Genomic DNA, 26,920 nt, shown 5'->3' with positions numbered 1-26,920 from the left:
GTATTTATGATGTATGTGAATAAATGGTGCAAGTCACTTAGATTTTTAAAAATTACGTTGATGATGATCCCCATTTTTAATGGACTAATCAGCATTGTAAAAGCGTTAGATAAACGCATGCATAATGTCTTAAGGAAAATAGTGGTTGTGAAAGTGCGCCATTTTACGGCATAACAAAGTTTTATCTCGTTATTTAAAATGAATAAGAATCTTGCAGTTTAAGATCATTATTTTTAAAAATAAAGATATACTTCCCTGAATTTATTGATATATTTAATAATCGTTACATCTATTTACTTCTCTTTGATTCAAGAATGGCATATACATTGCTATAGAACAAATACGAAATAAAAATCATGATTGTTGCAGGAGAGATGTTCTTCTGTGAACACGCCGAAGGAGCAACGACCCCGGAATCTCTCAGGCAAAAGGACTGTAACAATCACATTACATCTGGAGAGAAGTCTGAAGCATCATTCATAGCATAAAATTCAGACTCACCGAAGGGGATGGATCGCATTCAAATGTTTTGAATGTTATTCGAAGCTCTCAGGTACCGTGACAGATGGGGCATATTTGGAAATCACTTCCAAGGAGTGTATTTATGCCGCATGTGGTTGTCATTGGTGCTGGAATTACGGGCGTTACATCCGCTTATGAGCTGATTAATTTGGGGTATCAGGTTACTGTTATCGACAAGCATTTATTTCCAGCCATGGAAACCTCCTTTGCCAATGGTGGGCAACTCTCTGCCTGTAATGCTGAAGTGTGGAATCAAAAATCTACGGTGCTTAAAGGCATCAAATGGATGACACAAAAAAATGCGCCATTATTGCTGAATCCTTCTTTTAGTGTACATAAATATGCTTGGTTGATGGAATTTCTGGGCAATATTAAACACTATAAAGAAAATACCCATGAAACTGTTCGATTGGCACTCATGGCACGTCAACGTTTATTTGCCATCGCTGATGAAGAACATATTGATTTTGACCTTGAAAAACGCGGCATTTTGCATTTTTATCACACTGAATATGACTATAAAGTGGCAACACAGGTGAATGACATGCTTTGTGAGGGTGGTTTAGCACGTCATGCAGTGAGTGTTGATGAAATCAAAACCATTGAGCCGACATTAACAGGCAATTATTATGGTGGGTTTTATTGCCCTGACGATGCAACAGGTGACATTCATAAATTTACTAAAGGTTTAGCAGAGGTCACACAGAAAAAAGGCGCAAAATATTTATTTGGGACAGAAGTGATTGATTTTAATCATCACAGTCAAAGTGTCGAAATTAAAATAAAAACCAGCTCGGAAAATTTAAAAGACAATGAAAAAGCAGAAACTGAAATTATTCAAGCAGATGCTGTTTTAGTTTGTGGTGGTGTCGGAAGTTATCAGTTGTCGCATCAGTTGGGCGATCGGGTCAATGTTTATCCAGTCAAAGGGTATTCAATCACAGTGCAATTAGATGACGAACGCAGCATTCAAAATGCACCTTGGGTCAGCTTACTGGATGAAAGTGCTAAAATCGTAACTTCGCGTTTAGGAGCAAATCGTTTTAGAGTGGCGGGTACAGCTGAGTTTAATGGTTATAACCGTGATATTCGTGCAGAACGGATTCAGCCTTTAATTGATTGGGTGAATCGTAATTTCGATATTTCTACAGAACATAGTATTCCTTGGACGGGTCTGCGTCCGATGATGCCCAATATGATGCCTGTGATTCAACAAGGAAAACGAGAACGCGTTTTTTATAACACGGGTCATGGACATTTGGGGTGGACTTTATCTGCTGCAACAGCCGTGCTAATCAGTCAGGAAATCTCCCAGAAAATACCCGTTTAAATCTGTATTGATTGGGTGAAAAAATAGATGCAATAATAAAAGCATGAATTATTTTCATGCTTTTATGTTATTCCAATAAGATGAATTATAAACGAGTAAAGATTTTTTCTTGAGGAAGACGTGATTTAGGCAGTTTGGCATTGAAGTCATTTTCACTTCTAAAGCCTAAAGTCAAAAGTACAGATGGCACTAAACCTTGTTCTTTAAGCTTTAACTCCTCACTGATAATCTCTTCATTAAAGCCACCAATCGGTGTGGCATCTAGACCTTCTATGCCTGCAGCAAGCAGCATTTGACCTAACGCAATAAAAGTTTGATTTTCTGCCCAACGTTGAATATCACCTTTTTCATTGCGGTAATAATCAATATAGCCTGAACGCGTTTCTTTTTGTGCTTGTTTTGCTGCATCATCTTTGAAACGACCACTGACATCATCTTGATGAAGTAATGCATTGAGGTGATCGGGTGTAATATCGGCTTGGGTACAAAATAAAATCGTATGCGATGAGTGCAAAACTTTAGGCGCGTTATATTCGTATTTACCTACCAATGATTTGGCAATGCGTTGTTTGGCTACCTCATGATCCGCAATGAAATAATGCCATGGTTGTATATTGATTGAAGATGGAGCTAAACGTAAAACTTCCAACAAACGTTCAAATTGTTCTTGTGGAATTTTTTTTGAGGCATCATAAGCTTTTGTGGTATATCGTGTTTTTGATACGTTAAGTAAATCCATCAATAATCTCCTAAATTTATATTCAGATTTTACTCCGATTTTAGTTATTAAAAACTATCCTTTAATAGAATATAACGAAGACTATTGCACTATTTGTGTTCAGATAATGCGGTATAATTTGCCTGAAAATGCATTAAATTTTTATCTGCTATTAGGCTGCTACAAAAGCGGCATAATCTATCCATGAATATTGCCCTAAAAGGTGAGTTGAGCCATGAAATACATCAATCATTTCAAAAGAAAACTCAAAACGGAACAGCAGATTGGTCTGTGGGTAGGTCTGGCAGATGCCTATGGCACCGAAATCGCTGCCAATGCAGGCTATGATTGGTTGTTGATTGATGGTGAACACGCACCAAGTGATCTCAGAACGACGCTGTCACAATTGCAAAGTATTGCAGCGTATCCATCACAAGCTGTGGTTCGTCCACCTATTGGCAGCGTTCAACTCATTAAACAATTACTGGATATTGGTGCTCAGACGCTTTTAATCCCAATGGTCGAAACTGTAGAGCAGGCGGAATTAATGGTGAAAGCTGTGCGATATCCACCTGAAGGAATTCGAGGAGTAGGCGCAGCATTGGCACGTGCAACGCGCTGGAACAGTATCGAAGATTACTATCAAACTGCACATGAAGATATTTGTTTGTTAATACAAATTGAATCTGTGACAGGACTGAACAACTTAGATGACATTTTAAATGTTGAAGGAATTGATGGTATTTTTATCGGCGCTGTAGATTTATCAGCAACAATGGGCTATCAGGGTAATCCGAATCATCCTGAGGTACAAAAGGCGGTCATTGATGCAATACAGCGGATTCGACAATCGGGTAAGGCAGCTGGGATTTTATCGACTCAACACGAAGCCACACAAAAATATTTGGACATCGGGACTGAGTTTGTCGCTGTCGGTGTCGATACCAGTGTACTGATTAATTCATTAAAAGAGCTTTTAGCCAAGTATAAAACCAATGTCTCGGTCAATCATGGGCAAGGTGGTTATTAACTCTATCCGAAATTAGATTTTAAATCTCAAATACTGAAAATAGCGAGTGTATACTCGCTATGTGTTTATTGAACTTGATTATCGAAAAGCAAAAACGACATTAGAAATAATATCCCAGCGACAGAAAAAGCATACTGTTCCAAGACGCATTTTTGCCTTGCGCAAAACCATCTACAGAACCAAAGCCAACATCGTTTTTAGCCTGAATATTCTCTAAATAGAATTGAAAATTTTCTTTGTACTTTGTGTATACACCATAGATCAAACGCTCAGAATCATCATAATCTGAATCAGATTTAAAATAGCGAGAATAAGTTGTGTAGAGTTTAGGCTCGCTCCAATTTTTTGTTGAATAAGGCAATGTATAATTCACTTCTGTTGCGAGAAAATGACCCTTATTTGCAACATTAAAATAACCATCAAAAAAACCAAAGGTCGTGAAATTAGGATGATCTTGATCTTTGTTATCTATTTTTTGACCACCAAAGGTGAAGTTAAAATTGAAACGATTTACCTGTGTGTTTTGAAATACTGTCCACACTTGGCGATGTGCATCAGCTTTGTTTTTTAAATTGGTAAGATCGTTATATAAATACGATGCACCGAGCTGTGTCGTTGCCTGGTGCTGATTCAATTCATACTGTAAGGTTTTATCCACTTTAACAGCATAAGATTGATTTTCCTTTAAACGTGTTCCCTCAGTAAATGAAGGTTCTGAAGTGACAAAACTAGAATAATGCGAGGAGTTTTGGCTTTTACCTGTATGGCTGCCTGCATTGGCAAAGAAGTAAGCCAGACTTAAATTGAAGTCATCTGGATGGTATTGATAACTCAAACCCCAATGATTAATTTCTTCTAAACCGAGACGGTACATCTGAGTCAAATTGTATGCACTACTGTAGTAACGACTATGACCAATGGGTACAGGCTGTAATCCAATTTTAATTTCATGTTCAGGTTTAACTTCATATGCTAACCAAGCATTTACAGGATAATGAATACCCGCAATTTTATCGTAAGCTTGATAAACCCGATAATCTAAATGACCACTTAAAGCGCCTTTTTGATAATTAAGCCAAAGTACAGCATCACTAAAATCAATTTTATTACCAGAAGTATTTAAATAATCGTTATGGGTATATTGGAAGCGAACTGTTCCATTGATTTGGAGTGATGGAATGGACTGATTTTCATCTGCATAAGAATTTGATAGTGTGGATAAAAATAAAACACCAATAAATAAACTTCTAAAATTCATTGTTAACTTTGAGCAAAAAAAAGATCGCTGAATTATAAAAATTAAGATTTAAATAGAAACAAAATAAAATGAATAATAAATATACAAAATATTATAATGATTTATTGTTATGTAAATCTAATGAATTGATTTTAAAATTTTAATTTTATATTGCTATTGAGTATAAATTGTTAAGTTTTTTAGCTAAACATATTATTTATAATTAAGATTTGAATAAAAATGATTGGTTTGATTTTAAAATTGATGTTATGTTGTATTGGTGAAAGCTATTAAGTTATACATATTACCTATGATTGATTTTTATAATATTTTTATATTAGCTTAAAATAAATTGATAATTATTTTATTATGATAAGTATTATTTATTTTATTATTTTTTGATTAAATTCATTTTAATGATAATAGAAACACGTTTTATTCATAATGATGTGTTTATGGCTATAAATATTCCAAATTTAGACAGCATTTTAGCTGCTCATCAAGCTTTAAAAAATCAAAAGCCTTTAGTGCAATGCATCACCAACAGTGTCTCAGTTAACTTTATGGCCAATGTTTTACTCAGTGCTGGTGCATCTCCTGCAATGGTTGATAATCCTGAAGAGGCTGCTGAGTTTGTCAATTTTGCACAAGGTTTAGTTATTAATTTGGGAACACCTACATCAGCTTTAGTTGAAGCAATGCAATTGGCCATTCAGCAAGCGAGTCATTTAAAAAAGCCTTGGGTTCTAGATCCAATTGCAGCAGGTGCATTGTCTTGGCGTGGTCAAATTGCTGCTGATTTTCTATCATTTAAACCGACTGTAATCCGTGGCAATGCATCAGAGATTATTGGTCTTGCTGGTTTAGGGGCTAATTCACGCGGTTTTGACAGTTCAAATGATCCAGCACATTCAGTAGAGGCTGCAAAGTCATTACTTGATCATGCATCCGCAGTTTCAGCATCGGGTGAAATTGATCATATCGTCGCGAAAACAAGTCATGAAACTGGAGAAAAGTTTTGGCTTGCTAAAATTAAAGGCGGTAGTCATTTTTTCCCATTGGTCACCGCTTCAGGATGTTCATTGGGGGCTTTGGTCGCAGCTTATACTTCGGTCACAGATCCATTTAATGCGGTTGTTTCAGCGCATGCGCATTATGCCGTTGCAGGTAAGAAAGCACATTTAAAAACCGATGCACCTGGAGATTTTCAACGTGAATTTATCAATGAATTGTATAATGTTACCGCGGATGACTTTGAGCAATATTTAGAATTTTCAGTTGAGGAATTGGTCGCTGCATGAAGGCTTTAGTCGATGCCGAGTATGTGCTTGCGCATTTAGATGAATTTCAAGTGCTTGAAGTTGGTTCGAAAACTGCTGAATCCTTTCAGGCGCAAGAAGCATATGCGCAATATTTAAATGGACATATCCCAAACGCGCAATATGTCGATTTAAATTTACATTTTTGTGCATTAGGAACAGATCTGCATTATCAACATCCAAATCAGTTTCAATTCGCGAAATCTTTGGTTCATTTTCAATTGCAACCAGCGCAGAACATTGTCATTTATGATCGAGAAAATCATATTTGGGCCACACGGTTATGGTGGGTTTTGCATGCTTATGGGTTTGAAAATATCTATGTATTGTCTGGGGGATTCAATACTTGGATTGCAAAAGGACTGACTGTAGAGCAAGGCGAGGTTTCAACTAAATTTGTCCCAAATGTTGATTTACCTCAGCTTAATTTAGATGAACGATATTTTGCAAGTCAGCAAGATATTGAAAATGTTGTATCTGGTCAACTTCAAGCACAGTTAATCAATGTACTGCGTCCTGAGGTATTTGATGGCTCAGAATTACGTTATGCAAGACGTGGTCACATACCTCGAAGTATCAATATTCCTTTTGCTCATTTTCTCAATGAGCAAGGTGAATTCTATTCGTCATTTGAGCATATAGCTTCAAGGTTTGGGCTCGATCTCAACAAGAACATCATTATTTATTGTGGCAGTGGTATTACCGCAAGCGGTGCAGCATTTGCCCTTATCCAATCTCAAGCACATTCAGTCAAAATTTACGATGGGTCAATGGCGGAATGGAGTTCAAATCCAAATTTACCGCTTCAGTCCACCATTTAAACTTTAGGAATACAACATGGCAATTAAAGCATTGTGGTACTTAAGTACTGCGGATGGTCATTACCCTTGGATGCAAGATGAATTTTATCCTGTGGATTTTCAGCGCTACAAGCGTTTAGCACAGACCATCGATCAGGGCGGTTTCTTTGGCGCACTTGTCGCCACTTGGCCAAACGATCCATTGACCTCGGCTGCATCGGTTGCAGGCTTTACCGAGAAGATGAAATTCCTTGTTGCTGAATATGCAGGGTTAACACCTGCAAAGCTACTTGCAGAACAAGCGCTGACTTTTGAAAAGTTTCATGGCGGTCGATTGCTATTTAATCACATCAATGGGACACCACAACGTGTGGGAACGTATGGAGTGACCCTAACGCCTGAAACTCGGTATGAACTTGGCCAGAATTATTGGGAAGAATTCCAAGCGCATTATCAAAAAGGTTATCGTTCATTATTCCCCAATACAGATTACACCATTGAGCCAACTTCTCCGCAGGGTATTCAACTGTGGGGTACAGGCGATTCGCAAGCAGGAATCGAGCATGCAGGGGAAGTGGTCAATACCTATTTATTGATGATTCGTGAACGTGCACGAGTCAAAGATCAATTTCAGCGTGCAGTTTTAGCGGCAGAGCAACATGGTCGAAAATACGATGACTTGGGTGCTTTAACCAGTGTGACCGTACGTAAAACACAAACAGAAGCAGAACAACAGTTTTATCAGATTTTTGAAAAAACGGGTGCAGAACTGTTGAAACATAAATTGGATGTTTCAATTAAGCGTAAAACCAATGGTGAACAGGGAATTGATAGCTTCAAAGCGCCAGATGCACAGCGTCAAGAATGGGTGGATTATATTCGTCAAGGCAAGTTACCACCGCTTGAGTCTTTGCGTTTAGAAGACAACCTATTTGCAGGTATGAGTGCTTGGTCATCTTTGGATATTTTTGGTTATGCATCTTCAGCGGCATATTTGGTCGGAAGCCCTGAAAATATTGCCATGCAAGTACAAAAATATCATGACGAAACAGGTTTAAGTGCATTGATTATGTCGGGATGGCCTTTGATTGAAGAAGCGCAATATACTGCTGAGTTGTTATTGCCCTTGTTGAAAGAGATTGGCGCCTAATGCAGGTTAGATTTCAACACAGTACACACTGTTATGCTGTTCAGGCGATTCTTTTTGATTTGGATGGAACATTGGTCGAGTCGACAGGTTCCATCGGGCAAATTTTACAGAACTGGGCAGAGCAGAATGCATTAGATGCGTCGAAAGTGATTGCTTTTAGTCACGGTAAACGGAGCATTGATATCGTGCGGGCGTTTATTCAAGCATCTGAGGTCGATGCGCAGTATCAACAATTGACTGCTCAATTTGTACAGGCAGCAGATCAAGCACAGGCGGTGAATGGTGCATTTGATATTCTCAATGCGCTTAATTCGAAGCAAATTCCTTGGGCCATTGTCAGTTCCTCTGAGCGTATTTTAATTGAAGCACGACTCAAAGCATCAGGTTTACCTATGCCAAACGTGGTTGTAGCTGCGGAAGATATTCAACAAGGTAAACCCAGCCCAGAAGGATATTTAAAAGCGGCTCAAATATTGGATATACCAATTGAAGCATGTCTTGTTTTTGAGGATGCGGCGGCGGGTATCGAAGCAGTGTTCAAAGCGGGTGCAAAATGTGTGGGTGTAGGTTCAGCGATGCAAGCTTGTACTGATGTTTTTATCGAGAATTATCATCAGATTTTAATCGAACATGACTCATGAAAATTTAATCTTGATCAGTGTAAAGATGAGTATAAAAAAAGCCCTGAATCAGGGCTTTTTTATGGTCATATTAATAAGCGTAGTTTAGATCTGTGTACTTTTCCAAAGACATTTGCACTTGTTTATTAATGAATAACTGAACATCTTCAGTCGTCATCGGTTGTCCCTGATTGGTAATGACATGTTCAACAGGTGCTTGTGTTTCGGCGGTAATTTTATAGACAAAATTACGGTGTAGTTGATATTCAGTTTCAGTTTTTAAAATCACAGTCGCATAGCTGTAGCTGTGTTCAAAGTTTAAGTCGGTATGTGAAAAAATAAATTGATCGAATAACTTGAGGGATTTTCCATCTTCTAATACTTTCAATTCATCAATAATTCCAGCATCTAAATGAACATCGTAACGCTCAGAAATTGCTTGATTACCAATGAGTAGAGACACTTTTCCATCATCGTGAGAAGTGACAGTAATATTGCTAAAATCGGACATGAAAAACTCGATGATTCAATCAAAAGATGACGACCATTATCTGCCAATTATGTGTTAAAGCAAGACGGTGAGAACGGATTAAAACAGTGTTAGTCGAAATAAAATACAACAAGCATTTATATAGTTTGAGCGTTTTATTCTCGTGAATGAGTTAGAGTCTAGGCTGTATAGCCCTAACTATTTCATTGAGTCATGACCTTTTGTAGTTTGAAATTCATATTTGAGTTGATAAAATAGTTCAACAATTTGCATAAAATCAAAGCCATTGATGTTTAGATGCAAAAATTCTGTAGAATCGCCCTGTGTCATACACATGAAATTAATACGTTTATTTTTAAAAACGGCATTAATTAAAATGGTGTCTAAAGCAAATTTTTTTAAGCTTTTATCTGAAGGAGATTGGTCATACAGATTCATGTTATATAAATCCATTATGTCGTGAACTTTGGTATAACAGCCATACTTTTCATCACTCACCAAAAACATAGAACCATAAGAGTAAGGAACCTCGGGTATATAATTTTCTTTGGTATAGATGTGTATAAATCCATCTTTATGGATTTTATATTTCAAATTAAATTTTTCTATATATTGTTTAAATAATGCCAATGAACTGATTTTTGTATTTACTTGGGGAATTGATTGTTGAGTATCGATATTGTCATCGAAATAAATAAGATATCCTTTTTTATCTGCAATAATTGCCATCGATTGCAAAGTCAGACCATCTGGGAAATCGAGTTTTAACACATCATTTGAAAATATCTGAGCTAAGTCATCTTGATTGTTATTGGTACTTGCCAACCCAGTAGTAGAATATAAAAGAAAAATGATGAAAAGAATTTTTTTTAACATATGAATGAGATTGAGTTATTTTATTGTCATATAATATATTTTAGTCAAGAAGATAAATCCAATAATTATTTTATTGGATTTAATACAAAGGCTAATATGACCACGTTTTTAATGAAAATGAATGCTCATTCGGATTATCAATTTCTAATATCTGTGCCTGATCTTCACGCCAGTCGCCAAGGACAATACGTAATTTGCCATATTCATGATGAATTTGAGGTCGATGTGTATGTCCATGAATCAAAAGATCAACATCTTTTAATGCTTCTGCAACAGCACCCTGATTGACATCCATCACCTCATAAGACTTAAATTCTTTAGTGTGATTGCTACGTTTACGAAAACCTTCAGCCAGTTTAGTTCTAAAACTCAGCGGGGTTTTGCGTAAGAAACTAATTAAAAAAGGATTACGAATGACTTTCTTAAAGCGTTGATATTTCACATCATCTGTACACAGTGCATCACCATGTTCAATACGAATTTTGGTTTGCCCAATCGTAAGGGTATCAATATCAGGAAGAAGTTGACCATTGAACTGATTTAAAAAGACTTGATGTAAAGCAAAATCTCGATTGCCGACTTGGAAATATACTCGGTTTCCAGCAGCGGTAAATGCTTTCAAATGTTCAACAATGTCGTCTAACCATGGGGCAGAGTAATCATCGCCAATCCATGCATTAAACCAATCTCCCAAAATATAAAGTTGAGTCTCTTGAGTTTGGTATTGGTCTAATAAATCCAAAAACCCTCGAATGAGTCGAGGGTGATCAGGTGACAAATGTAGATCTGAAATAAACAGATGGGTCACTTAAGCTTCCTTAAAGTCTTCCTAAGTCCCTCTTTAATAAAGAGGGACTTCTCCTCCCTTTAATAAAGGGAGGTTGGGAGGGATTATTACTCAGAAATGATTTTAGCAGATTCAATCACAACGTTTTCTAAAGGAACGTCTGCATGGTAACCGCGGTTGCCAGTGCGAACGCCTTTGATTTCGTTTACAACGTCCATACCATCAGTTACTTTACCAAATACTGCATAACCCCAACCTTGAGCAGTTTTGCCAGAGTGGTTAAGGAAACCGTTGTTGCCAACGTTAATGAAGAATTGAGCAGATGCTGAATGAGGTGCTTGAGTACGTGCCATTGCAATCGTACCTAAGTCATTGGTCAAACCGTTATCAGCTTCATTTTCAATAGCATCACGAGTAGCTTTTTCTTTGAAGTTTTCATCCATGCCACCGCCTTGGATCATGAAACCATCGATAACACGGTGGAAAATTACGCCATCATAAAAACCATCGCGTACATATTCTAAAAAGTTTGCTACAGTTTTAGGTGCTTTTTCAGCATTTAATTCAAGAACAATACGACCTTTATTGGTGTTTAATTCGACTTGAGGAAAACTCATTGTGTAATCTCCTAATCATGGACAAAAAAGCCATGGGTTTTTGGTTGAGAGAAGCATAAGCAAACTGTAAACTACAAGGCAAGAAAAAACGTTAATTTCTTTGTTAAATATTTAGAAAAGCGTTTTTATTATCCTAATTTTATCTTATACAAGTGATTTATCAACTATGAAGCCAAATGATGTTGTTTCAAGCCTGCCAAATACCCCGACACCTAGTACTGCCTCTGTCGATGCTGCGCAGCAAGAACAACAGCCAGGCTTAGACTTTGTACGTCAAGTCATTACAGATGATTTGTCTGTTGGTCGCACAGAGAAAGTGGTGACTCGGTTCCCACCTGAGCCAAATGGTTATTTGCACATTGGTCATGTTAAAGCTATTTGCTTAAACTTTGGTATTGCCGAAGAATTTGATGGTTTATGTAATCTTCGTTTTGATGATACTAACCCAGATGCTGAAGAACAAGAATATGTCGATGGTATTGCCAATGATGTAAAATGGTTAGGCTTTGAGTGGGATGGCGAAGCACGCTATGCATCGAGCTATTTCGACCAATTACATACTTGGGCGATTCAATTGATTAAGCAAGGTGATGCTTATGTCGATTTGCAATCTCCAGAAGAAATTAAACTAAACCGTGGTAATTTCATCGAACCTGGCAAAAACTCTCCTTACCGTGATACTTCGGTTGAAGAGAACCTTGCACGTTTTGCACAGATGAATAATGGCGAATTGGGTGAAGGGCAAGCTGTCCTTCGTGCCAAAATCGATATGACGTCACCGAACGTGCATATGCGTGATCCAATTTTGTATCGTGTACTGCATTCTGAACATCACCAAACAGGTGATAAATGGAAAATGTACCCGATGTACGATTATGCGCATCCTTTGTCAGATGCGATTGAAGGTATTACACACTCATTATGTACCTTGGAATTCCAAGATCATCGTCCGTTCTATGATTGGGTGGTTGCAAAAGTCCATTCTGAAGCTGTGCCACGTCAGTACGAATCAAGCCGTTTAAACATTGATTACACCATCACCTCGAAACGTAAATTACGTAAATTGGTTGAAGGTGGTTATGTGAATGGTTGGGATGATCCACGTATGCCAACTGTTGTGGGTATGCGCCGTCGTGGTTTTACGCCAGAAGGTCTTCGTGATTTCTGTAAGCGGGTTGGTGTGTCGAAGACAGATGGTATTGTCGATGTGGCAATGCTGGAATTCTCGATTCGTCAATCTTTGGAAAATACGGCTGCACGTGGTATGGCGGTACTCAATCCATTGAAAGTGACTTTAACCAATTTACCAGCAGACATGGATCTTACGCATGCACGTCATCCAAACGTGGATATGGGTGATCGTATTATTCCTTTAACGTCTGAAATTTATATTGATCGTAAAGACTTCGAAGAAGTCGCACCTAAAGGCTTTAAGCGCTTGATTCCGGGCGGTGAAGTTCGCCTGCGTCATGCATATGTGATCAAATGCGATGAAGTGATTAAAGATGCCAATGGTGAAGTGGTTGAATTGAAATGTTCAATTGACCCTGAAACTTTAGGTAAGAACCCTGAAGGTCGTAAAGTAAAAGGCGTGATTCATTGGGTTTCTGCAACAAAAGGTGTGCCTGCTGAAGTTCGTATTTACGATCGTCTATTTACTGAAGCTGCACCTGATGCTGATGATGATTTCTTGGCGAACTTGAATCCTGATTCATTAAAAGTGGTTCAAGCGGTGATTGAACCTGCTTTGGCTCAAGCAAAACCTGAAGATCGCTTCCAGTTTGAACGTGAAGGTTACTTTGTTGCAGATCAACACGATCATACATCTGAAAAACCAGTGTTTAACCGTATCTTAGATTTAAAAGATAGTTTTAAACCTAAGGCCTAGTATTAACATTGATACACAATACGAGATGAAAATAATCACCTGATTTTAAAAATGTGATTATTTTCGGGATTTTTACCCAGCTTCGGCTGGGTATTTCTTGAAATTATGATAAAAACTGATTAATTTATGATGACAAGATAATTTTTAAAAATAAAGGACAATACATGACATCACAATTAGATTTTGTCACGATTCATAAAAAGCCCAATGTTTATTTTCAAGGTCGTTCCATCAGTTATCTGATTGAATGTAAAGATGGATCAAAAAAAACACTTGGTGTATTGTTGCCTACAGAAAAACCGCTGACATTTGAAACACATGTCAATGAATTAATAGAAATCATCTCTGGTTCATGTGAAGTTCGTATTGGTGATGACGAAGAAACCTATGTGTATAGCGTTGGCGATTCTTTTAGCGTTCCTGAAAATAGTCGTTTTAGTATGTATAGTACCGATGTCGTAGATTACATTTGCCATTTGGGCTAACAGTAACCTTAAGCTTGTTGACATTAATGATGATTCAATAGCGATGGTCATTAAATAAAATTTTCATATTTCAGTAAGTTTTGTTTTAAATAATCAATCAATACTTGAACTTTGTGGGAAATAAATTTTTTATTTGAAGTGACGGCATATACTGCTGTGGGTTGTACCTTATATTCAGATAAGACCTGTACTAATGTTCCTGAATCTAGATCTTTTTTTACATGCCACAATGAATGATTAGAAATTCCTAAACCTGATAATGATGCTTGTCGAATAGCCTCCCCAGAATTACAAAAAAAATGACCATTTATGTGTATGTTTTGAAGCGAATTATTTTCGTCAACCAAATTCCAAATCTGAGTTAACCCATGCTGATGCTTCTGTATGATGCATTGATGATTTTTTAAGTCTTCTAAAGTTTTGGGAATTCCAAATCGTCTTAAATAGTTTGGCGAAGCACACAACAAACGAGGATTATCCATGAGCCGCTGTGCGACCAAGCTTGAATCTGACAATGTACCAATACGAATTGCAAGATCAACGCCTTGCTCAATCAAATCGATGTTTTGATCATCCAATTCTAAATGGACTTTTATTTTGGGATGTTGAATCATAAATGCTGATAGTAATGGAATCAAAACATGCGTAGCGAAGGTCGTAGATGCAGAAATATGCAAATCTCCAATCAATTGCTGGTCCATGCTTTTCAAATCGTCAATGAGTATTTCAAGGCCTTGAAGATAGCCACGACCATATTTAAGCAGTTGTTGTCCTTCTTGCGTCAAGGTTAAGGTGCGAGTTGTTCGATGAAATAGCCTAAGTGACATAGACTTTTCTAGGCGCTGTATTTTCTGACTGACAACAGAAACAGCGAGATTTGTTTCTTTTGCCACCTGACTCATTGACTTAAGTTCAGCGACTCGAATAAAAAAATGAAAGTCTTCAGTATTCATTATCCATAAATTCGAAAAAGTATTTTCTTATTGTCCTGATTTTCTGAAATGAATTGAATTGCTATTTTGTGATCATGAATTTTAAACAAGAGTATAAATCATGAAATACAATTTTTTAGGTGATTCAGGATTGCGTGTATCCGAATTAGGTTTTGGTGCAGGGACTTTAGGTGGAAAGGGTCAAATATTCTCAGCATGGGGACAAGCCAGTCAAGTTGAAGCGAATCGAATGATTGGATTGTGTTTGGATGCGGGCATCAATTATTTTGATACAGCCGATGTGTATTCTGACGGAGAGTCGGAAATTATGTTGGGTGAAGCTTTAAAAGCACATCGACAGCAAGCCATTATATCAACAAAAGTTTCCATACGAAGTGATGACCAAATTAATCATGTCGGCTATTCACGCTCTTATCTATTACATGCTGTCGAGCAATCATTAAAACGTTTAAAAACAGATTATATCGATGTTTTACAGTTACATCAGTTTGATGGTTTTACATCCATAGAACAGTTAATGAGAACTTTAAATGACTTAGTGAGTAGTGGAAAAGTTCGTTATATTGGCGCATCAAATTTTTCTGGTTGGCAACTCATGAAAGCTCAAAGTATTGCAGATCGTTATGGTTATGAAAAATTTGTTAGCCACCAAGTGTACTATTCTTTAATCGGTCGTGATTATGAATGGGAACTCATGCCTTTAAATCATGATCAGCACATTGGTGCTGTGGTGTGGAGCCCCTTGGGTTGGGGGCGTTTAACAGGAAAGTTTGATCGTCATCATCCAATACCACAACAAAGTCGTTTACATGAAACAGCTCAGTTTGCACCACCGGTTCATGAAGACTATCTTTATCGAATCTTAGATGTCTTAAAAGAACTTTCAAAAGAAACACAGAAAAACATTCCTCAGTTGGCTCTAAACTGGTTATTGAATCGTCCTACAGTATCTTCAGTGCTGATTGGTGCTCGTAATGAGAAGCAATTGAAAGAAAATTTGAAATCAAAAGATTTTCATTTAGATGATGCCCAGCTCAAACAATTAAATAGCATAAGTGCAGTTTATCCACCTTATCCGTATTATCCTTATTGGAATGGTCAATTTTCTGAGCGTCATGTTCAACTGGTAAGTTCCCAATTTGAATAAAAACAGCTGTTATTTATGTAACTTGAATCGAGTGCTAAGGATGGCTTTTTGTAACTCAGTAAGTTACTTTAAATAAGTAAGTTTCAGTGAAAAAGTTCTACAACTTCCAAATTAAAACAGTCTAAATAGTTGAAATATATACTATGTATATGACTGAAATGTGTTTGAATATTTTCTCAAAAAAAATTATTAAAGTCATACTTAAATAATATTTTTGTATTGATTAATTATAAAAATCAAATATTTATTTGACAAATATTCTTTTTGTCATCATATTAAGGCTGAGCCTAAAAGCTCATCTTGAAACTTTGTTTCTCTTCGAAACCCTGCGAAAGCAGGGCTTTTTTTTAACTATTGATTCTCTTATATCTCATGTAATAGCGTTTTATTTCTTTGTATTTTGTTCCTTTAATGCGATATAAACAGGAACATTAAGCTTTTTACGATCTTTTAATTTCTTCTTGATATAAAGCACTAAAGCAAATGAGGTTGTGGCAACCGTTAAAAATAAACTGTTCAAATAACTCATTGCTGAACTGATGTACCCGATTGTCGTGAGACGACGCATCATGGTAATCACTTGAGGGCTACTTTCGACGCCTGTAATAGCCCACGTACATAAATGCTCACAGTTATTGATAATCAGATGGTAATTGTTTTCGTGCATACGACTACGCATACGACGTACAACCATGCGTCCAGTAAACTTGGGTTGATTGTATTCACGAATGATGATTTTTTTTCCACGTGCAAATTGATGAATTGACGTTATTTCAATAGGACGTTTTTTAAAAAGATGTGCAAGACCTGAATAATGAATTACACGACCTTTACCTGCATAAATTCCGTGATGGCTATAGCCAAAATGATTTACGATCAGGTGAGCACCAAGCGGGTACTTTTTTAAGGCTTTACTACGCATACTCAACTTCCAATAAATGGAATTTTATTGAAATTTCAATGAAAATCACGATGTTTGATATTTCTCAGACTATGCAAATCATGGATACATTGACCAGATAAGCAGAATGCTATGGTGTAATAATTATAGGGTGAAAATAGAGTAATTGAGTAGGGTATTCAATTAAAATTATGTATTTAATCTAAACTTCTCACGTGTTTGATCAGTCATATATTCTTTAAAAGAATAAACGGCTTATTCTTATCTATGTGAATATTCAAACTTTCATCATACGACACAGTTTATACTTTAACTTGGTTATTTATAATGGCTAATCAGGTACTAAAGAAAAGAGAACTAAAAAACAATATTTCAAAGCTAGACTATTTCAATAATTTCTGCGGTAAGAAGTTTTAATATACTGCTGTAGAATGAAAGGTGTTTCAGTGCTTGGGTTAAGTTTGTTCTCTAGTTATGCGGCACAAGAGAAGGGTCTATAGTGTTCATTCAAATATGAGCCAATGATCATTTTTGCTACTTTAAAGTCCTAAATAGCACCGCATACTGAGCTGTATTATTGAATTAAATCGAGTACAGATGATTGGGTTTTACATGTTTTAATTGCATCTTCTTTTGGTAGTTTAGCAATCTGCTCTTCAAACTCTTTCTTTTGATTTTTGATTGCATCTTCAGGAATACCACTGTCTTTGGCAACTTTTGCTATTTTATCCCAAACATCAGCACATTCAGATGGTAGACCACCACATGCTGTTAGACCAAAACTCATCCCCAGTATTAACATCAATGTTGATTTTTGCATTTATTTTCCTAGTGTTTTTATCCAATTTAATTATAGGTATATGAATTTAAATGTAAAACATTATTTTTATACACTACTCAAAAATAAAAAAAGCACTTATGTATAAGTGCTTTTTTGTTACTGCATTGTTATTGTTGGATTCAATAGTTCAATAAGATCCTTACGGCTGTAGCCACGTGAAATTAAAACTTTCTTAATCCCTTGAATGACATCCTCATCGGTCGCTTGTTGAAGCGCTTGAATCAGTTGGTCATTGGTCTTACAAGAACAATCATTTTCAACACAAGCAATCTGATTTTTATGTTCATTTTGCTCAGTATTCGAAGCTAACAGCTTTTGCCAAAAACTCATAGAGTCTACACATGCAATTAATATGATTTGAAATATAGCCACTTTAAAATTTAATTCAAGCCCCAGAAAGTGACGCAATTATCATTTCAAAACTGTTATTTCGATAACAAGATTGCTTATAAACGTTTTTATCTTTGATTAATTTTTAATCAAAACCATAACTGTTTGATTCAATTATTAAACTTTTAAATATAAAAAAGTCACTTTGAAAAGTGACTTTTTATTTAGCTGAAATAAATTGTTTAAATTTTTTCCAGTAATACGCCAGATTCTACATGATGGGTATATGGAAATTGATCAAACATTGCGAACTTCTGAATTTTATGAGTTTGGCTTAAAGTTTTTAAATTGTCATACAGTGTGTCAGGATTACATGAAATGTAAATAATACGTTTGAAACTTTGTAGAAGTTTTAAAGTATCGTCATCAATGCCTGCACGTGGTGGATCGACAAATACAGTATCAAAGTCATAACTTTGAATATCAATGTCCGCTTCTTTTAAACGTTTAAATTCTCTTTCGCCATTATAGGCTTGAGTAAATTCTTCTGCAGATAATCGAGCCACTTGAATATTGTCGATTTTATTCTTTTCAATGTTCCACTGAGCAGCATATACAGATGATTTTGCCAATTCTGTCGCCAGAACACGATTAAATTTTAATGACAATGGTAGGGTGAAGTTACCATTACCACAATACAGTTCGAGTAAGTCTTTATCTGTATGTTCAGCAGCATTGCAAGCCCATTCCAGCATCTTTTGGCAGACTTGTGCATTCGGTTGAGTGAAACTACTTTCAATTTGTTTATATTGAAACGTGCGATCAAAAACTTGGAGTTCTTCAACCACATATTCATCGCTCAATACAACTTTTTGACCGCGACTGCGACCAATGATTTTAATATTGAGTTTTTCAGCTAGTGTTTTGGCTTTATGTTCCCAGTCTGTATTTAATGCACTGCGATAAATCAGTGAAACCAGCATTTCACCTTTTAAAGTACTTAAAAAGTGAACTTCAAAAAGTCGATTGGATAACAACGCATCTGCTTTTAATTCATTTAAAAGTACAGGCATTAAGTCATTAATGCTTTTGTCTGCAATGGGGAAATCATCAATGCGAACAACAGTTTTATGTTGACCATCCTCACTACGTTCAAACATGGCATAGAACATATCATTTTCGGTATGCCAAATACGAAATTCAGCACGCATACGGAAATTTTGTTCTGGTGAAGCAAATACTTCTAATGCGGGTGGTTGATATTCTGCAAACTGATCACGAATACGTTCAATTTTCGCATCAAGCTGTTGTTGGTAAGAAGAAGTCATAAACATTTATAAAACTAGCACAGAGCAGCCGAGATGGTAGCAAAGATTAATCATTTTTTCTGCATAAACTTTGCTTACATGTAGATTTCGCTTATCTTTTGCTTAGCTCTTCCACCAAATAGTCGATAAAAACTCGAACTGCTGGAAGTAAGCCGCGACGTGACGGATAAACCGCATGAAAAATTCCGAGAGGCATTTTCCAATCAGATAAAACACGAACCAATTCACCTGATTGAATATAATCTTGAGAAATGCTGTCAGGCAGTAAAGTAATCCCGCAGTTTTGAGAGGCTAGTTTGGCAAGCAGTGCAAGATCAGATCCCATGACCACAGGATTGACTTTAATTTTAATCGCTTGATCATGTTTGTCATGCAGGATCATATGTTGGTCTGTGTTTTCATCGGCCATGCTGAGTATACGGTGCTGACTTAAGTCTTCAGGGGTTTTTAACATGCCAAACTCATTTAAATAGGCTTGGCTTGCAAATAAATGATGTTCGTCATGGCGGAACTGACGAATGACTAAACTTGGATCATCATCCAAATTGAAACGCACCCGTAAAGCAACATCTACACCTTCATTAATAATATCGACACGTCGGTTGGTTACCATAAATTGAACTTTAATTTCAGGATATTGCTTGAGGAATCCAGGTAAAATCCGACTCATTTCATGTTGGGCAATGGTGACAGGAACACTGACTTTTATGAGACCACGGGGTTGTTCGCTTAAATGATCGACTAAATCATGTGCAGATTGTGCAGCACTCATCATCACTTGAGCGTGGCGGTAGACATTCATTCCAATATCAGTAACTGCAAAATGGCGTGAGCTACGTTGAATCAGTCGAACACCCAGATTTTCTTCTAAATTATAAACGCGTCGACTGAGTTTAGATTTGGGGATATCGGTTGCTCGTTCTGCTGCGCTGAAGCCACCATGTTCAACGACTAAAGCGAAACAATAAAAATCATCCAAATCTGACAGCATACCGACATTCCATAATTGCAACATTTACTCCATTTAAACCAATATTGTTGCATCAGGTCAATATATAAAATGTATTTGAATCAGCTTTTTATGTATTTAATAACTTTAAAACTTGCACATATTGTTGCATGCGTAAATGATCTTTTTCTGTTGGGTTTACAATTCGGGTTAAATCCATATTATCTGTGACATCGGCAATTTTTACACGGCGTGCAATAGGGTTTAGTCGTGCGCGATGTGCGGCATCCAAACGTGTTTCGTTGGGATATTTGGTTAATGCAATAATCGCATCGACAATATGCGAACTAAAACCAAGTTTAAGCAAATCATCCGCTGTGATATGGGTATCTTCTAATACGTCGTGCAACACAGCGACGATCTTTTCATCGATAGATTGCACATTCAGCATGACGCGTAGTGGATGCAAAATATAGGGCTGTCCACCCTTATCTAGTTGACCTGAATGTTGTTGTGTCGCGAGAATGATCGCCTGCTCAAGTGTAGACATCATGTTGATAAGCACGTCATGAAATGAAGAAGTATATTGATAAATCATGTCTGAAATCAGTGATATTTTATAAACTGACCAATAAATCAAAACAAATTGCTTCTGACTTTGCAAAGACTATTCAATTTTGCATTGGGCAGTTAAACTAAGGTTTTAACAATTTAAATTAAATATATGGCTTTTCAATTGATCGATCTACATGATCAGCAGGGTAATATCACATGTCCACATTGTCAGCATGCTGTGCTCGACTGGGAACAAGAACAATATATTCAGCCATGTGAACATACCTTGTTTATGGCCATGGATTTGGGTTTTGAATATATTTCGGATGAATTTGAAACAACTATGCAACGTAGTGTGGATGACATTCATGCAGATGATGAAAACTCAAATGTTTTTGATGAAATTACCCGTGCAACGTTCACCGATTTTCTCATTTATAAAGCGGATTTAGGTGTTGAAGGGATGTATCGTTATATTGGTTTTAGCGGCAAATAAAACTGGGTTTTAAAACCTATGTATTTAAAAATGCCTCAGCTAAAACCCATAATCTATAAAGATCTATCAAAAAGAAGCCTCAACGATTTTAAATGTATTGAATCAATACAGCTATCTTAAAGGTTGAGGCATATTTGAAAATCAAGGTGTGTTTCCATTTAACCGACTTGAATTTCAGCATTTGGATGACTAAGTCGGCTCTTTTTCGGTGTTGCAATCAGATAGGCCAAAGTCAGTGGGCCTAAACGTCCTGCAAACATGAGCAACATAAGCATAAATAGGCTACTTGCATGTAATTCTGATGTCACACCACGAGAGAGTCCAACCGTACATGCAGCTGAAACTGCTTCAAAAAGTAAGTCGATAAAGCGATGATTGGGTTCCAATATCAAAAGAATAAAGAAACCTAAAAAGATCAGCATTGAGGTAATTGAAATCACAGCCAAGGCTTTGTAGGTTGCTGAAGCTGGAATCGAATGTTTAAAAACAGTCACTTCATCAGAGCGTCTTAAGAAAGTGATCACGCTTAATACCACAATAATAAATGTCCCGACTTTTATTCCACCTGCCGTACTCAGTGAACCGCCACCAATAAACATCAGTAACATGGTCACCAAGGTTGCAGGATCACGCATATTTGACATTTCAAGACTATTAAAACCAGACGAGCGGGGTACTGTTGCATGGAACCACGCATTCAATGCTTGATCACCAATAGACATTGGTGCTAGCGTCAAAGGGTTGCTGGCTTCAATACTCCAAATCACAATAAACGCAAATAGATTCAATCCAGCAATGGTGCTTAAGATCAATTTGCTGTTGGTACTGAGTTTTTTCCATGAAAAATTGCGCTTAATGTCCATCAATACCACAAAGCCAATGCCGCCGATGATATACAGTAAACTGATGGTAAAAGTAATGAGATATTGATCAGAAAAGCTCATTAAACTGTTCGGAAATAATGAAAAACCGCCATTGTTAAACGCAGAAATACTATAAAAAGCTGCAAAAAAAAGCGCATCTAAAAATGGATATTCTTGCATCCAAGCCAGCGTGAGGATAGCCGTACCAATCGCTTCAAAAAATAAAGAATATAAAAGGACTGCTTTAACCGTAAATGTTGCACGTGCCAAACTGGTTTGACCGATGGTCTCTTGAGCCATAACTTGTTGTTTTAAACCAATTTTAGGCGACAGGCTCATTGCAGCAAGTATGGCAAATGTCATAAAGCCCAATCCACCACACTGTATCAACAGCATAATAATGAATTGCCCAACAGTGGTATATGCTTCCCCAACATTGACAACGGATAAGCCAGTGATGGTCACAGCAGAAGTTGCTGTAAACATGGCTTGTATCCACGTTAAATCACCTTCATGTGAAAAAGGCAGTTTAAGTAATATCGTACCTAACACAATAAAACTTAAAAACCCTAAGGCCAGAAGACTTGGTGGGCTTAAATTGATGCTGTTGCTTTTTTTATTTAGTAATTTCTTTCGATAAAATTTCATCATAAGAAGGTAAATCTCGTCGAAAGTTTTTTGAGCAGATCGACAGGGCCCTCTACAATCAAAATATCTTTTTCTTGTAATAATGTGCCGGGAGCGACTTCATAAATGACATGTGAGCCACGTTGCAATAGTAATGTTTCTACACCATCACTATGCTCAAGCAACGTTTGGAATTGTACGCCTTGCAAATGTTCACCGACTTCAACCTTAACAATATAGCGATCATTATTTAAAGCCATATAACGACGAACCATAGGGTAGCTTAAGGATTGTGCAACACGAATACCCATATCTTCTTCAGGATGAATGATTTTTTCAACACCCAAATGCGTCAAAATCATATGATGAGATTTGGATTTGGCTTTCACTAAAATTTTTTCGACGCCTAGATTTTTTAAATTTAATACACATAAAATGCTGGCTTCTAGGTCTTCACCAATTGCAACGACCACAGCATCACAATTTTTAATATTCAGCTCTTCAAGCACATGTTCATCGGTCGCATCTGCAATCACTGCATGACTGATTTGGTCTGAGATATTCTCGACATATTTTTTCTCGGTATCAATGCCAATGACATCATGCTTTAAGCTGGTCAGTTCCAATGCGACTGTTGCACCAAAACTACCCAAACCAATGACTGCAAAGAGCGCCATACTGTAAAATCCTTGGTAAATAATGTTGATTATTATGTTGAATTCAGATTTAAACTCGAATGATCAATATGAACATATTTAGTGTGATATCGCTATAGTTGTGATGCTGATGAGTCATTTATCATTCATTTTAATAGTTTATAGAAAATTGAGATGATCATCCAATCTTTCTAAAAACCAATATGTAATTGAACAGCTGTAATTGTGTTTGTTAAGTTTGGTTGCTTTGATCTATTTGTCATATTTGATGCATGTTGTGGTATTAAACTCGATCTGAACTTCAACAATTGAGTTGATTGCATCATGAATGAAAAGAAGATTTATAAAATTTTAAAGCAATGGTTTCCCGAATTGTTAGAACGAGAAATACCTTCAAAAAAGCACATTCGTAAATTTAAATATTTCATTCAGTTTTTATCCCATGAAAAGTTAGGGCATCGTTATCGGGGATATTTAATGAAAATAGATCCTGAAAGCTATTTAGATAATGGACTCGATTATGCTGCTGTATTACAAGATGAGGGGATCGCTGCTGATCCAATTCAAGCAAAAATACGCAATAAAGTGACACCTTTGATTGAGCATTATCAAAAACATCAAAATATTATTGGGCATTACTATGATGTTAATCAGCAGATCATAGATCTGAGCGTGAAAGAAATTTCCCTGATTGCACATCAGTGTGAATACGAGTTATTGCTGATATATGCTGAACAGTATTATTGGATTATGGTGCCGAGTGAAGAAAAAGTAATTCAAAAGTTTTGCCAAAACTTTAATGAACAATTTCAATATGACCATGTCAGTGTTGAACATTACTTTTCATCTGAATGTCTTAAATCCACTTAAATCTTCATAGAATGAATTAGATCTTATCTAAAATTAGATGATCTTTATTCTAGTACAATTACATGAGTTCATGGATCATCCAATAAAAAAGAGCCTCATTTCGAGACTCTTTTAATAATGATCTTTTGAAACAGTGTTATTTCAAGAAGCGTTGATAACCAAAATTGTTGGTAATCTCTTCATATGGATAAGTTATGCTTTCCAATGTTTCAATCAAACCATCTGGATTTTGCTTTGCATCTGTTGCTTCAAGACCAACCAAAACACGACCTTCAGCCGCACCGTGGTTACGGTAATGGAATAGGGTAATGTTATGCGTTGGACCAAGGCGTTCCAAGAAGGTTAACAATGCACCTGGTCGTTCAGGGAACTCGACACGGAAAAGTCGTTCATTTTCAATGTTGGCATGACCACCAATTAAATAACGAATATGGAGTTTAGCCACTTCATCATCAGATAAATCATCAACATCATATTGAACTTTCAGTGCTTCAAAAATGTCCTGACGCTCTGTTTCACCGCCTTTTAGGCTGATGCCAACAAAAACTTGAGCGGCACTTTCATCGCTTGCACGATAGTTAAACTCAGTGATATTGCGACCTTGTAGGGCACGGCAGAAGTTTAAGAATGATCCTTTTTCTTCAGGAATGGTCACTGCAAAAATCGCTTCACGACGTTCACCGAGCTCTGTACGTTCCGCAATATAGCGTAAACGGTCAAAGTTCATGTTAGCACCGCAAACAATAGAAACCATGTTCTTATTTTCTAAGCCATGCTCAACCACGTATTTCTTAATACCTGCCAAAGCCATTGCACCAGAAGGTTCTACAATGCTACGACATTCGTCATAGGTGTCTTTAATTGCTGCACAGATTTCATCTGTATTGACCAAGACGACTTCACGTTCTACGATTGGACCCGAATTGTCTGATTTTTGCAGTTGAATCACTTCAAATGGTTTTTCACCAATTTGAGCGACTGCTGTACCATCGGCAAAAAGACCAACTGACGGTAAAATGACGCGTTCATTGGCGTCAAATGCTGCTTTTAAGCATGCAGATTCGTCATATTCAACAGGAATGACTTTTACATGTGGGGCAACATCACCTAAGTACGCTGCAACACCCGCAATTAAACCGCCACCACCGACAGCCACGAATACGTAATCTACATCACGCCATTGGCGTAAAATTTCATTCGCAATTGTGCCTTGCCCAGCCATCACGAGTTCATCGTCATAGGGTGGAATAAGGGTCATGCCTTCGTCTTTTGAACGTTGAATGGCATATTTGTTGGCAACATCAAATGAGTCGCCGTGTAAAACAACTTCACCACCGAGTCTTTTCACAGCTTGAACTTTAATGTCTGGTGTGGTTTTTGGCATCACGATAATAGCGCGAACTCCAAGCTTTTGACCTGAAAGTGCTACACCTTGGGCATGGTTACCCGCTGAAGCCGTAATTACACCACGTTCTAACTGTGCTTTTGGGAGTTGGCTAATACGGTTATATGCACCGCGTAGCTTAAAGGAAAAGACAGGTTGGAGATCTTCGCGTTTAAAACGAATATTGTTGTTCAGTTTTTCACTAATTCGTGGTGCCGCTTCGAGTGGAGTTTCGATTGCAACGTCATAGACCGTTGCTTGTAATATTTGTCGAACCAAACGAGACAGCATGTTAATTTTCCATCTAACAGTTTAAAATAAGCGTTCATTGTAACAAACCCCTGTACATTTGCGCTGATAATTCAGTAGAAATGTCAAAAAATTAGTTGAGTCAAATTATGAGTCTGTATGCTACCCAAGATGAAAAGAAACAAGCTGCTGCCCAAGCTGCGTTAAAGCACTTACCAAAAGGCGGTATTTTGGGGGTGGGTACAGGAAGTACTGTAAATTTCCTGATTGAATTATTGCCAGAATTACAACTTGAAGCTGCGGTTGCAAGTTCAGAAGCCACAGCGCAGCGCCTTAAAAAGTTAGGCATTGAAGTCGTTGATATGAACTCGGTATCAGGCTTAGATGCTTATGTTGATGGTGCCGACGAAATTGATCGTCATATGCATATGGTTAAAGGTGGTGGTGCTGCACTGACACGCGAAAAAATTGTGGCATCAATCGCCAAAAAATTTGTTTGTATCGTGGATGATTCAAAATGGGTTGAACAATTGGGTCGTGATTTTCCATTGCCAGTTGAAGTGATTCCAATGGCACGTTCAGCTGTAGCTCGTAAAATTGTCAGCTTAGGTGGTGATCCTGCATACCGTGAAGGCGTTGTAACAGATAATGGCAATGTGATTTTGGATGTGCATAATTTCAATATCTTAAATGCGCTTGAAGTTGAAAAAACCATTAATAATATTCCTGGTGTGGTGTGTAATGGTATCTTTGCGATCAATAAAGCAGATATTGCGATTGTTGCGACAAACAATGGTATTGAAGAGCGCACTGCGGTTTAATGATTGATCCAATCCCTCTGGATCTCTCTGAGTAACCTTTTAAAACTCTGCTTTTAAAAAAGTTGCACAAGAAAATGAGAT

The 26,920-nt window shown here is 37.0% G+C and carries 28 protein-coding genes and 1 riboswitch; of the genes, 12 read left to right on the top strand and 16 right to left on the bottom strand.

What is annotated here, in order from left to right; all coding sequences use genetic code 11:
- The first annotated feature begins 356 nt into the window (after positions 1-356).
- A riboswitch (glycine riboswitch) is annotated at positions 357-446 on the top strand.
- Between the two features lie 158 nt (positions 447-604).
- Positions 605-1,852: a D-amino acid dehydrogenase gene (locus tag G8E00_RS08900; RefSeq protein WP_166223812.1), complete on the top strand. Its 1,248-nt coding sequence runs from the start codon at positions 605-607 to the stop codon at positions 1,850-1,852.
- A gap of 85 nt (positions 1,853-1,937) precedes the next feature.
- Here the strand turns inward: G8E00_RS08900 and nfsB are convergent, their stop codons facing one another.
- Positions 1,938-2,591 carry an oxygen-insensitive NAD(P)H nitroreductase gene (gene nfsB / locus G8E00_RS08895; protein ID WP_166223809.1) on the bottom strand — a complete coding sequence of 218 codons (654 nt, stop codon included), beginning with the start codon at positions 2,589-2,591 and terminating at the stop codon, positions 1,938-1,940.
- 214 nt (positions 2,592-2,805) lie between these two features.
- Here nfsB and hpaI point away from each other — a divergent pair, with 214 nt between their 5' ends.
- On the top strand, positions 2,806-3,600 hold the full coding sequence (gene hpaI / locus G8E00_RS08890) for a 4-hydroxy-2-oxoheptanedioate aldolase (RefSeq protein WP_166223806.1): 795 nt from the start codon (positions 2,806-2,808) through the stop codon (positions 3,598-3,600).
- A 100-nt stretch (positions 3,601-3,700) separates the two neighbouring features.
- Here the strand turns inward: hpaI and G8E00_RS08885 are convergent, their stop codons facing one another.
- A complete protein-coding gene (locus G8E00_RS08885) occupies positions 3,701-4,858 on the bottom strand; it encodes a hypothetical protein (RefSeq protein WP_166223803.1) in 1,158 nt (385 codons plus the stop codon).
- Between the two features lie 434 nt (positions 4,859-5,292).
- On the opposite strand from G8E00_RS08885, the gene thiM reads away from it, so the two are divergent.
- The 4 genes from thiM to G8E00_RS08865 are packed head-to-tail and all read left to right on the top strand — an operon-like array spanning position 5,293 to position 8,747.
- Entirely contained in the window at positions 5,293-6,138 is an 846-nt protein-coding gene (gene thiM / locus G8E00_RS08880) for a hydroxyethylthiazole kinase (RefSeq protein WP_166223800.1), read from the top strand.
- Complete coding sequence (locus tag G8E00_RS08875; protein ID WP_166223797.1) at positions 6,135-6,977, top strand: sulfurtransferase; 843 nt, start codon at positions 6,135-6,137, stop codon at positions 6,975-6,977. Before thiM ends, G8E00_RS08875 begins: the two co-directional genes overlap by 4 nt.
- Before the next feature lie 16 nt (positions 6,978-6,993).
- Positions 6,994-8,106 carry an LLM class flavin-dependent oxidoreductase gene (locus tag G8E00_RS08870; protein ID WP_166223794.1) on the top strand — a complete coding sequence of 371 codons (1,113 nt, stop codon included), beginning with the start codon at positions 6,994-6,996 and terminating at the stop codon, positions 8,104-8,106.
- The gene (locus G8E00_RS08865) at positions 8,106-8,747 is read left to right on the top strand and encodes an HAD-IA family hydrolase (protein ID WP_166223790.1); all 642 of its coding nucleotides are present in this window, start codon (positions 8,106-8,108) and stop codon (positions 8,745-8,747) included. Before G8E00_RS08870 ends, G8E00_RS08865 begins: the two co-directional genes overlap by 1 nt.
- A gap of 70 nt (positions 8,748-8,817) precedes the next feature.
- On the opposite strand, the gene G8E00_RS08860 is transcribed toward G8E00_RS08865, so the two are convergent.
- From G8E00_RS08860 to G8E00_RS08845, 4 genes are all read right to left on the bottom strand, one after another.
- On the bottom strand, positions 8,818-9,237 hold the full coding sequence (locus G8E00_RS08860) for a hypothetical protein (RefSeq protein WP_166223787.1): 420 nt from the start codon (positions 9,235-9,237) through the stop codon (positions 8,818-8,820).
- 177 nt (positions 9,238-9,414) lie between these two features.
- Positions 9,415-10,092 (bottom strand): hypothetical protein, encoded by a 678-nt coding sequence (locus G8E00_RS08855; RefSeq protein WP_166223784.1) that lies wholly within the window; start codon positions 10,090-10,092, stop codon positions 9,415-9,417.
- A 91-nt stretch (positions 10,093-10,183) separates the two neighbouring features.
- On the bottom strand, positions 10,184-10,900 hold the full coding sequence (locus G8E00_RS08850) for a UDP-2,3-diacylglucosamine diphosphatase (RefSeq protein ID WP_166223781.1): 717 nt from the start codon (positions 10,898-10,900) through the stop codon (positions 10,184-10,186).
- Between the two features lie 86 nt (positions 10,901-10,986).
- Positions 10,987-11,496 carry a peptidylprolyl isomerase gene (locus G8E00_RS08845; RefSeq protein WP_166009720.1) on the bottom strand — a complete coding sequence of 170 codons (510 nt, stop codon included), beginning with the start codon at positions 11,494-11,496 and terminating at the stop codon, positions 10,987-10,989.
- Positions 11,497-11,662: 166 nt separating this feature from the next.
- Here G8E00_RS08845 and G8E00_RS08840 point away from each other — a divergent pair, with 166 nt between their 5' ends.
- Both G8E00_RS08840 and G8E00_RS08835 read left to right on the top strand, forming a co-directional pair.
- Positions 11,663-13,384 carry a glutamine--tRNA ligase/YqeY domain fusion protein gene (locus G8E00_RS08840; RefSeq protein WP_166223778.1) on the top strand — a complete coding sequence of 574 codons (1,722 nt, stop codon included), beginning with the start codon at positions 11,663-11,665 and terminating at the stop codon, positions 13,382-13,384.
- Between the two features lie 164 nt (positions 13,385-13,548).
- On the top strand, positions 13,549-13,869 hold the full coding sequence (locus tag G8E00_RS08835; protein WP_166009724.1) for a pyrimidine/purine nucleoside phosphorylase: 321 nt from the start codon (positions 13,549-13,551) through the stop codon (positions 13,867-13,869).
- A gap of 50 nt (positions 13,870-13,919) precedes the next feature.
- Here the strand turns inward: G8E00_RS08835 and G8E00_RS08830 are convergent, their stop codons facing one another.
- Positions 13,920-14,822 (bottom strand): LysR substrate-binding domain-containing protein, encoded by a 903-nt coding sequence (locus G8E00_RS08830; protein WP_166009726.1) that lies wholly within the window; start codon positions 14,820-14,822, stop codon positions 13,920-13,922.
- Between the two features lie 100 nt (positions 14,823-14,922).
- Between G8E00_RS08830 and G8E00_RS08825 the strand changes: the two genes are divergently transcribed.
- Positions 14,923-15,969 carry an aldo/keto reductase gene (locus G8E00_RS08825; protein ID WP_166009728.1) on the top strand — a complete coding sequence of 349 codons (1,047 nt, stop codon included), beginning with the start codon at positions 14,923-14,925 and terminating at the stop codon, positions 15,967-15,969.
- 385 nt (positions 15,970-16,354) lie between these two features.
- Here the strand turns inward: G8E00_RS08825 and G8E00_RS08820 are convergent, their stop codons facing one another.
- The 6 genes from G8E00_RS08820 to G8E00_RS08795 form a co-directional block, all read right to left on the bottom strand.
- A complete protein-coding gene (locus G8E00_RS08820) occupies positions 16,355-16,891 on the bottom strand; it encodes a lecithin retinol acyltransferase family protein (RefSeq protein WP_166009730.1) in 537 nt (178 codons plus the stop codon).
- A 553-nt stretch (positions 16,892-17,444) separates the two neighbouring features.
- A complete protein-coding gene (locus G8E00_RS08815) occupies positions 17,445-17,690 on the bottom strand; it encodes a hypothetical protein (RefSeq protein WP_166009732.1) in 246 nt (81 codons plus the stop codon).
- Between the two features lie 117 nt (positions 17,691-17,807).
- The gene (locus G8E00_RS08810; protein ID WP_166009734.1) at positions 17,808-18,041 is read right to left on the bottom strand and encodes a hypothetical protein; all 234 of its coding nucleotides are present in this window, start codon (positions 18,039-18,041) and stop codon (positions 17,808-17,810) included.
- Between the two features lie 242 nt (positions 18,042-18,283).
- The gene (gene trmA / locus G8E00_RS08805; RefSeq protein WP_166009736.1) at positions 18,284-19,369 is read right to left on the bottom strand and encodes a tRNA (uridine(54)-C5)-methyltransferase TrmA; all 1,086 of its coding nucleotides are present in this window, start codon (positions 19,367-19,369) and stop codon (positions 18,284-18,286) included.
- A gap of 91 nt (positions 19,370-19,460) precedes the next feature.
- Positions 19,461-20,360 (bottom strand): LysR substrate-binding domain-containing protein, encoded by a 900-nt coding sequence (locus G8E00_RS08800; RefSeq protein WP_166010060.1) that lies wholly within the window; start codon positions 20,358-20,360, stop codon positions 19,461-19,463.
- 88 nt (positions 20,361-20,448) lie between these two features.
- Entirely contained in the window at positions 20,449-20,868 is a 420-nt protein-coding gene (locus tag G8E00_RS08795) for a guanosine-3',5'-bis(diphosphate) 3'-pyrophosphohydrolase (RefSeq protein WP_166010061.1), read from the bottom strand.
- 174 nt (positions 20,869-21,042) lie between these two features.
- On the opposite strand from G8E00_RS08795, the gene G8E00_RS08790 reads away from it, so the two are divergent.
- Complete coding sequence (locus G8E00_RS08790) at positions 21,043-21,369, top strand: hypothetical protein (protein WP_166009738.1); 327 nt, start codon at positions 21,043-21,045, stop codon at positions 21,367-21,369.
- 158 nt (positions 21,370-21,527) lie between these two features.
- On the opposite strand, the gene G8E00_RS08785 is transcribed toward G8E00_RS08790, so the two are convergent.
- Complete coding sequence (locus tag G8E00_RS08785) at positions 21,528-22,880, bottom strand: TrkH family potassium uptake protein (RefSeq protein ID WP_166010063.1); 1,353 nt, start codon at positions 22,878-22,880, stop codon at positions 21,528-21,530.
- Entirely contained in the window at positions 22,880-23,536 is a 657-nt protein-coding gene (locus G8E00_RS08780) for a potassium channel family protein (protein WP_166009740.1), read from the bottom strand. The genes G8E00_RS08785 and G8E00_RS08780 overlap by 1 nt, the downstream gene beginning before the upstream one ends.
- Positions 23,537-23,992: 456 nt before the next feature.
- Here G8E00_RS08780 and G8E00_RS08775 point away from each other — a divergent pair, with 456 nt between their 5' ends.
- A complete protein-coding gene (locus tag G8E00_RS08775; RefSeq protein WP_227591349.1) occupies positions 23,993-24,385 on the top strand; it encodes a hypothetical protein in 393 nt (130 codons plus the stop codon).
- A 136-nt stretch (positions 24,386-24,521) separates the two neighbouring features.
- On the opposite strand, the gene ilvA is transcribed toward G8E00_RS08775, so the two are convergent.
- Positions 24,522-26,060: a threonine ammonia-lyase, biosynthetic gene (ilvA, locus tag G8E00_RS08770; RefSeq protein WP_166223771.1), complete on the bottom strand. Its 1,539-nt coding sequence runs from the start codon at positions 26,058-26,060 to the stop codon at positions 24,522-24,524.
- A 107-nt stretch (positions 26,061-26,167) separates the two neighbouring features.
- Between ilvA and rpiA the strand changes: the two genes are divergently transcribed.
- A complete protein-coding gene (gene rpiA, locus G8E00_RS08765; protein ID WP_166223768.1) occupies positions 26,168-26,839 on the top strand; it encodes a ribose-5-phosphate isomerase RpiA in 672 nt (223 codons plus the stop codon).
- Positions 26,840-26,920: the final 81 nt, after the last annotated feature.

This window comes from Acinetobacter shaoyimingii, from assembly GCF_011578045.1.
Classification (GTDB): Bacteria; Pseudomonadota; Gammaproteobacteria; order Pseudomonadales; family Moraxellaceae; genus Acinetobacter; species Acinetobacter shaoyimingii.
Note: the sequence above shows the minus strand (reverse complement) of the source record. Positions and strands in the feature narration are given on the sequence as shown.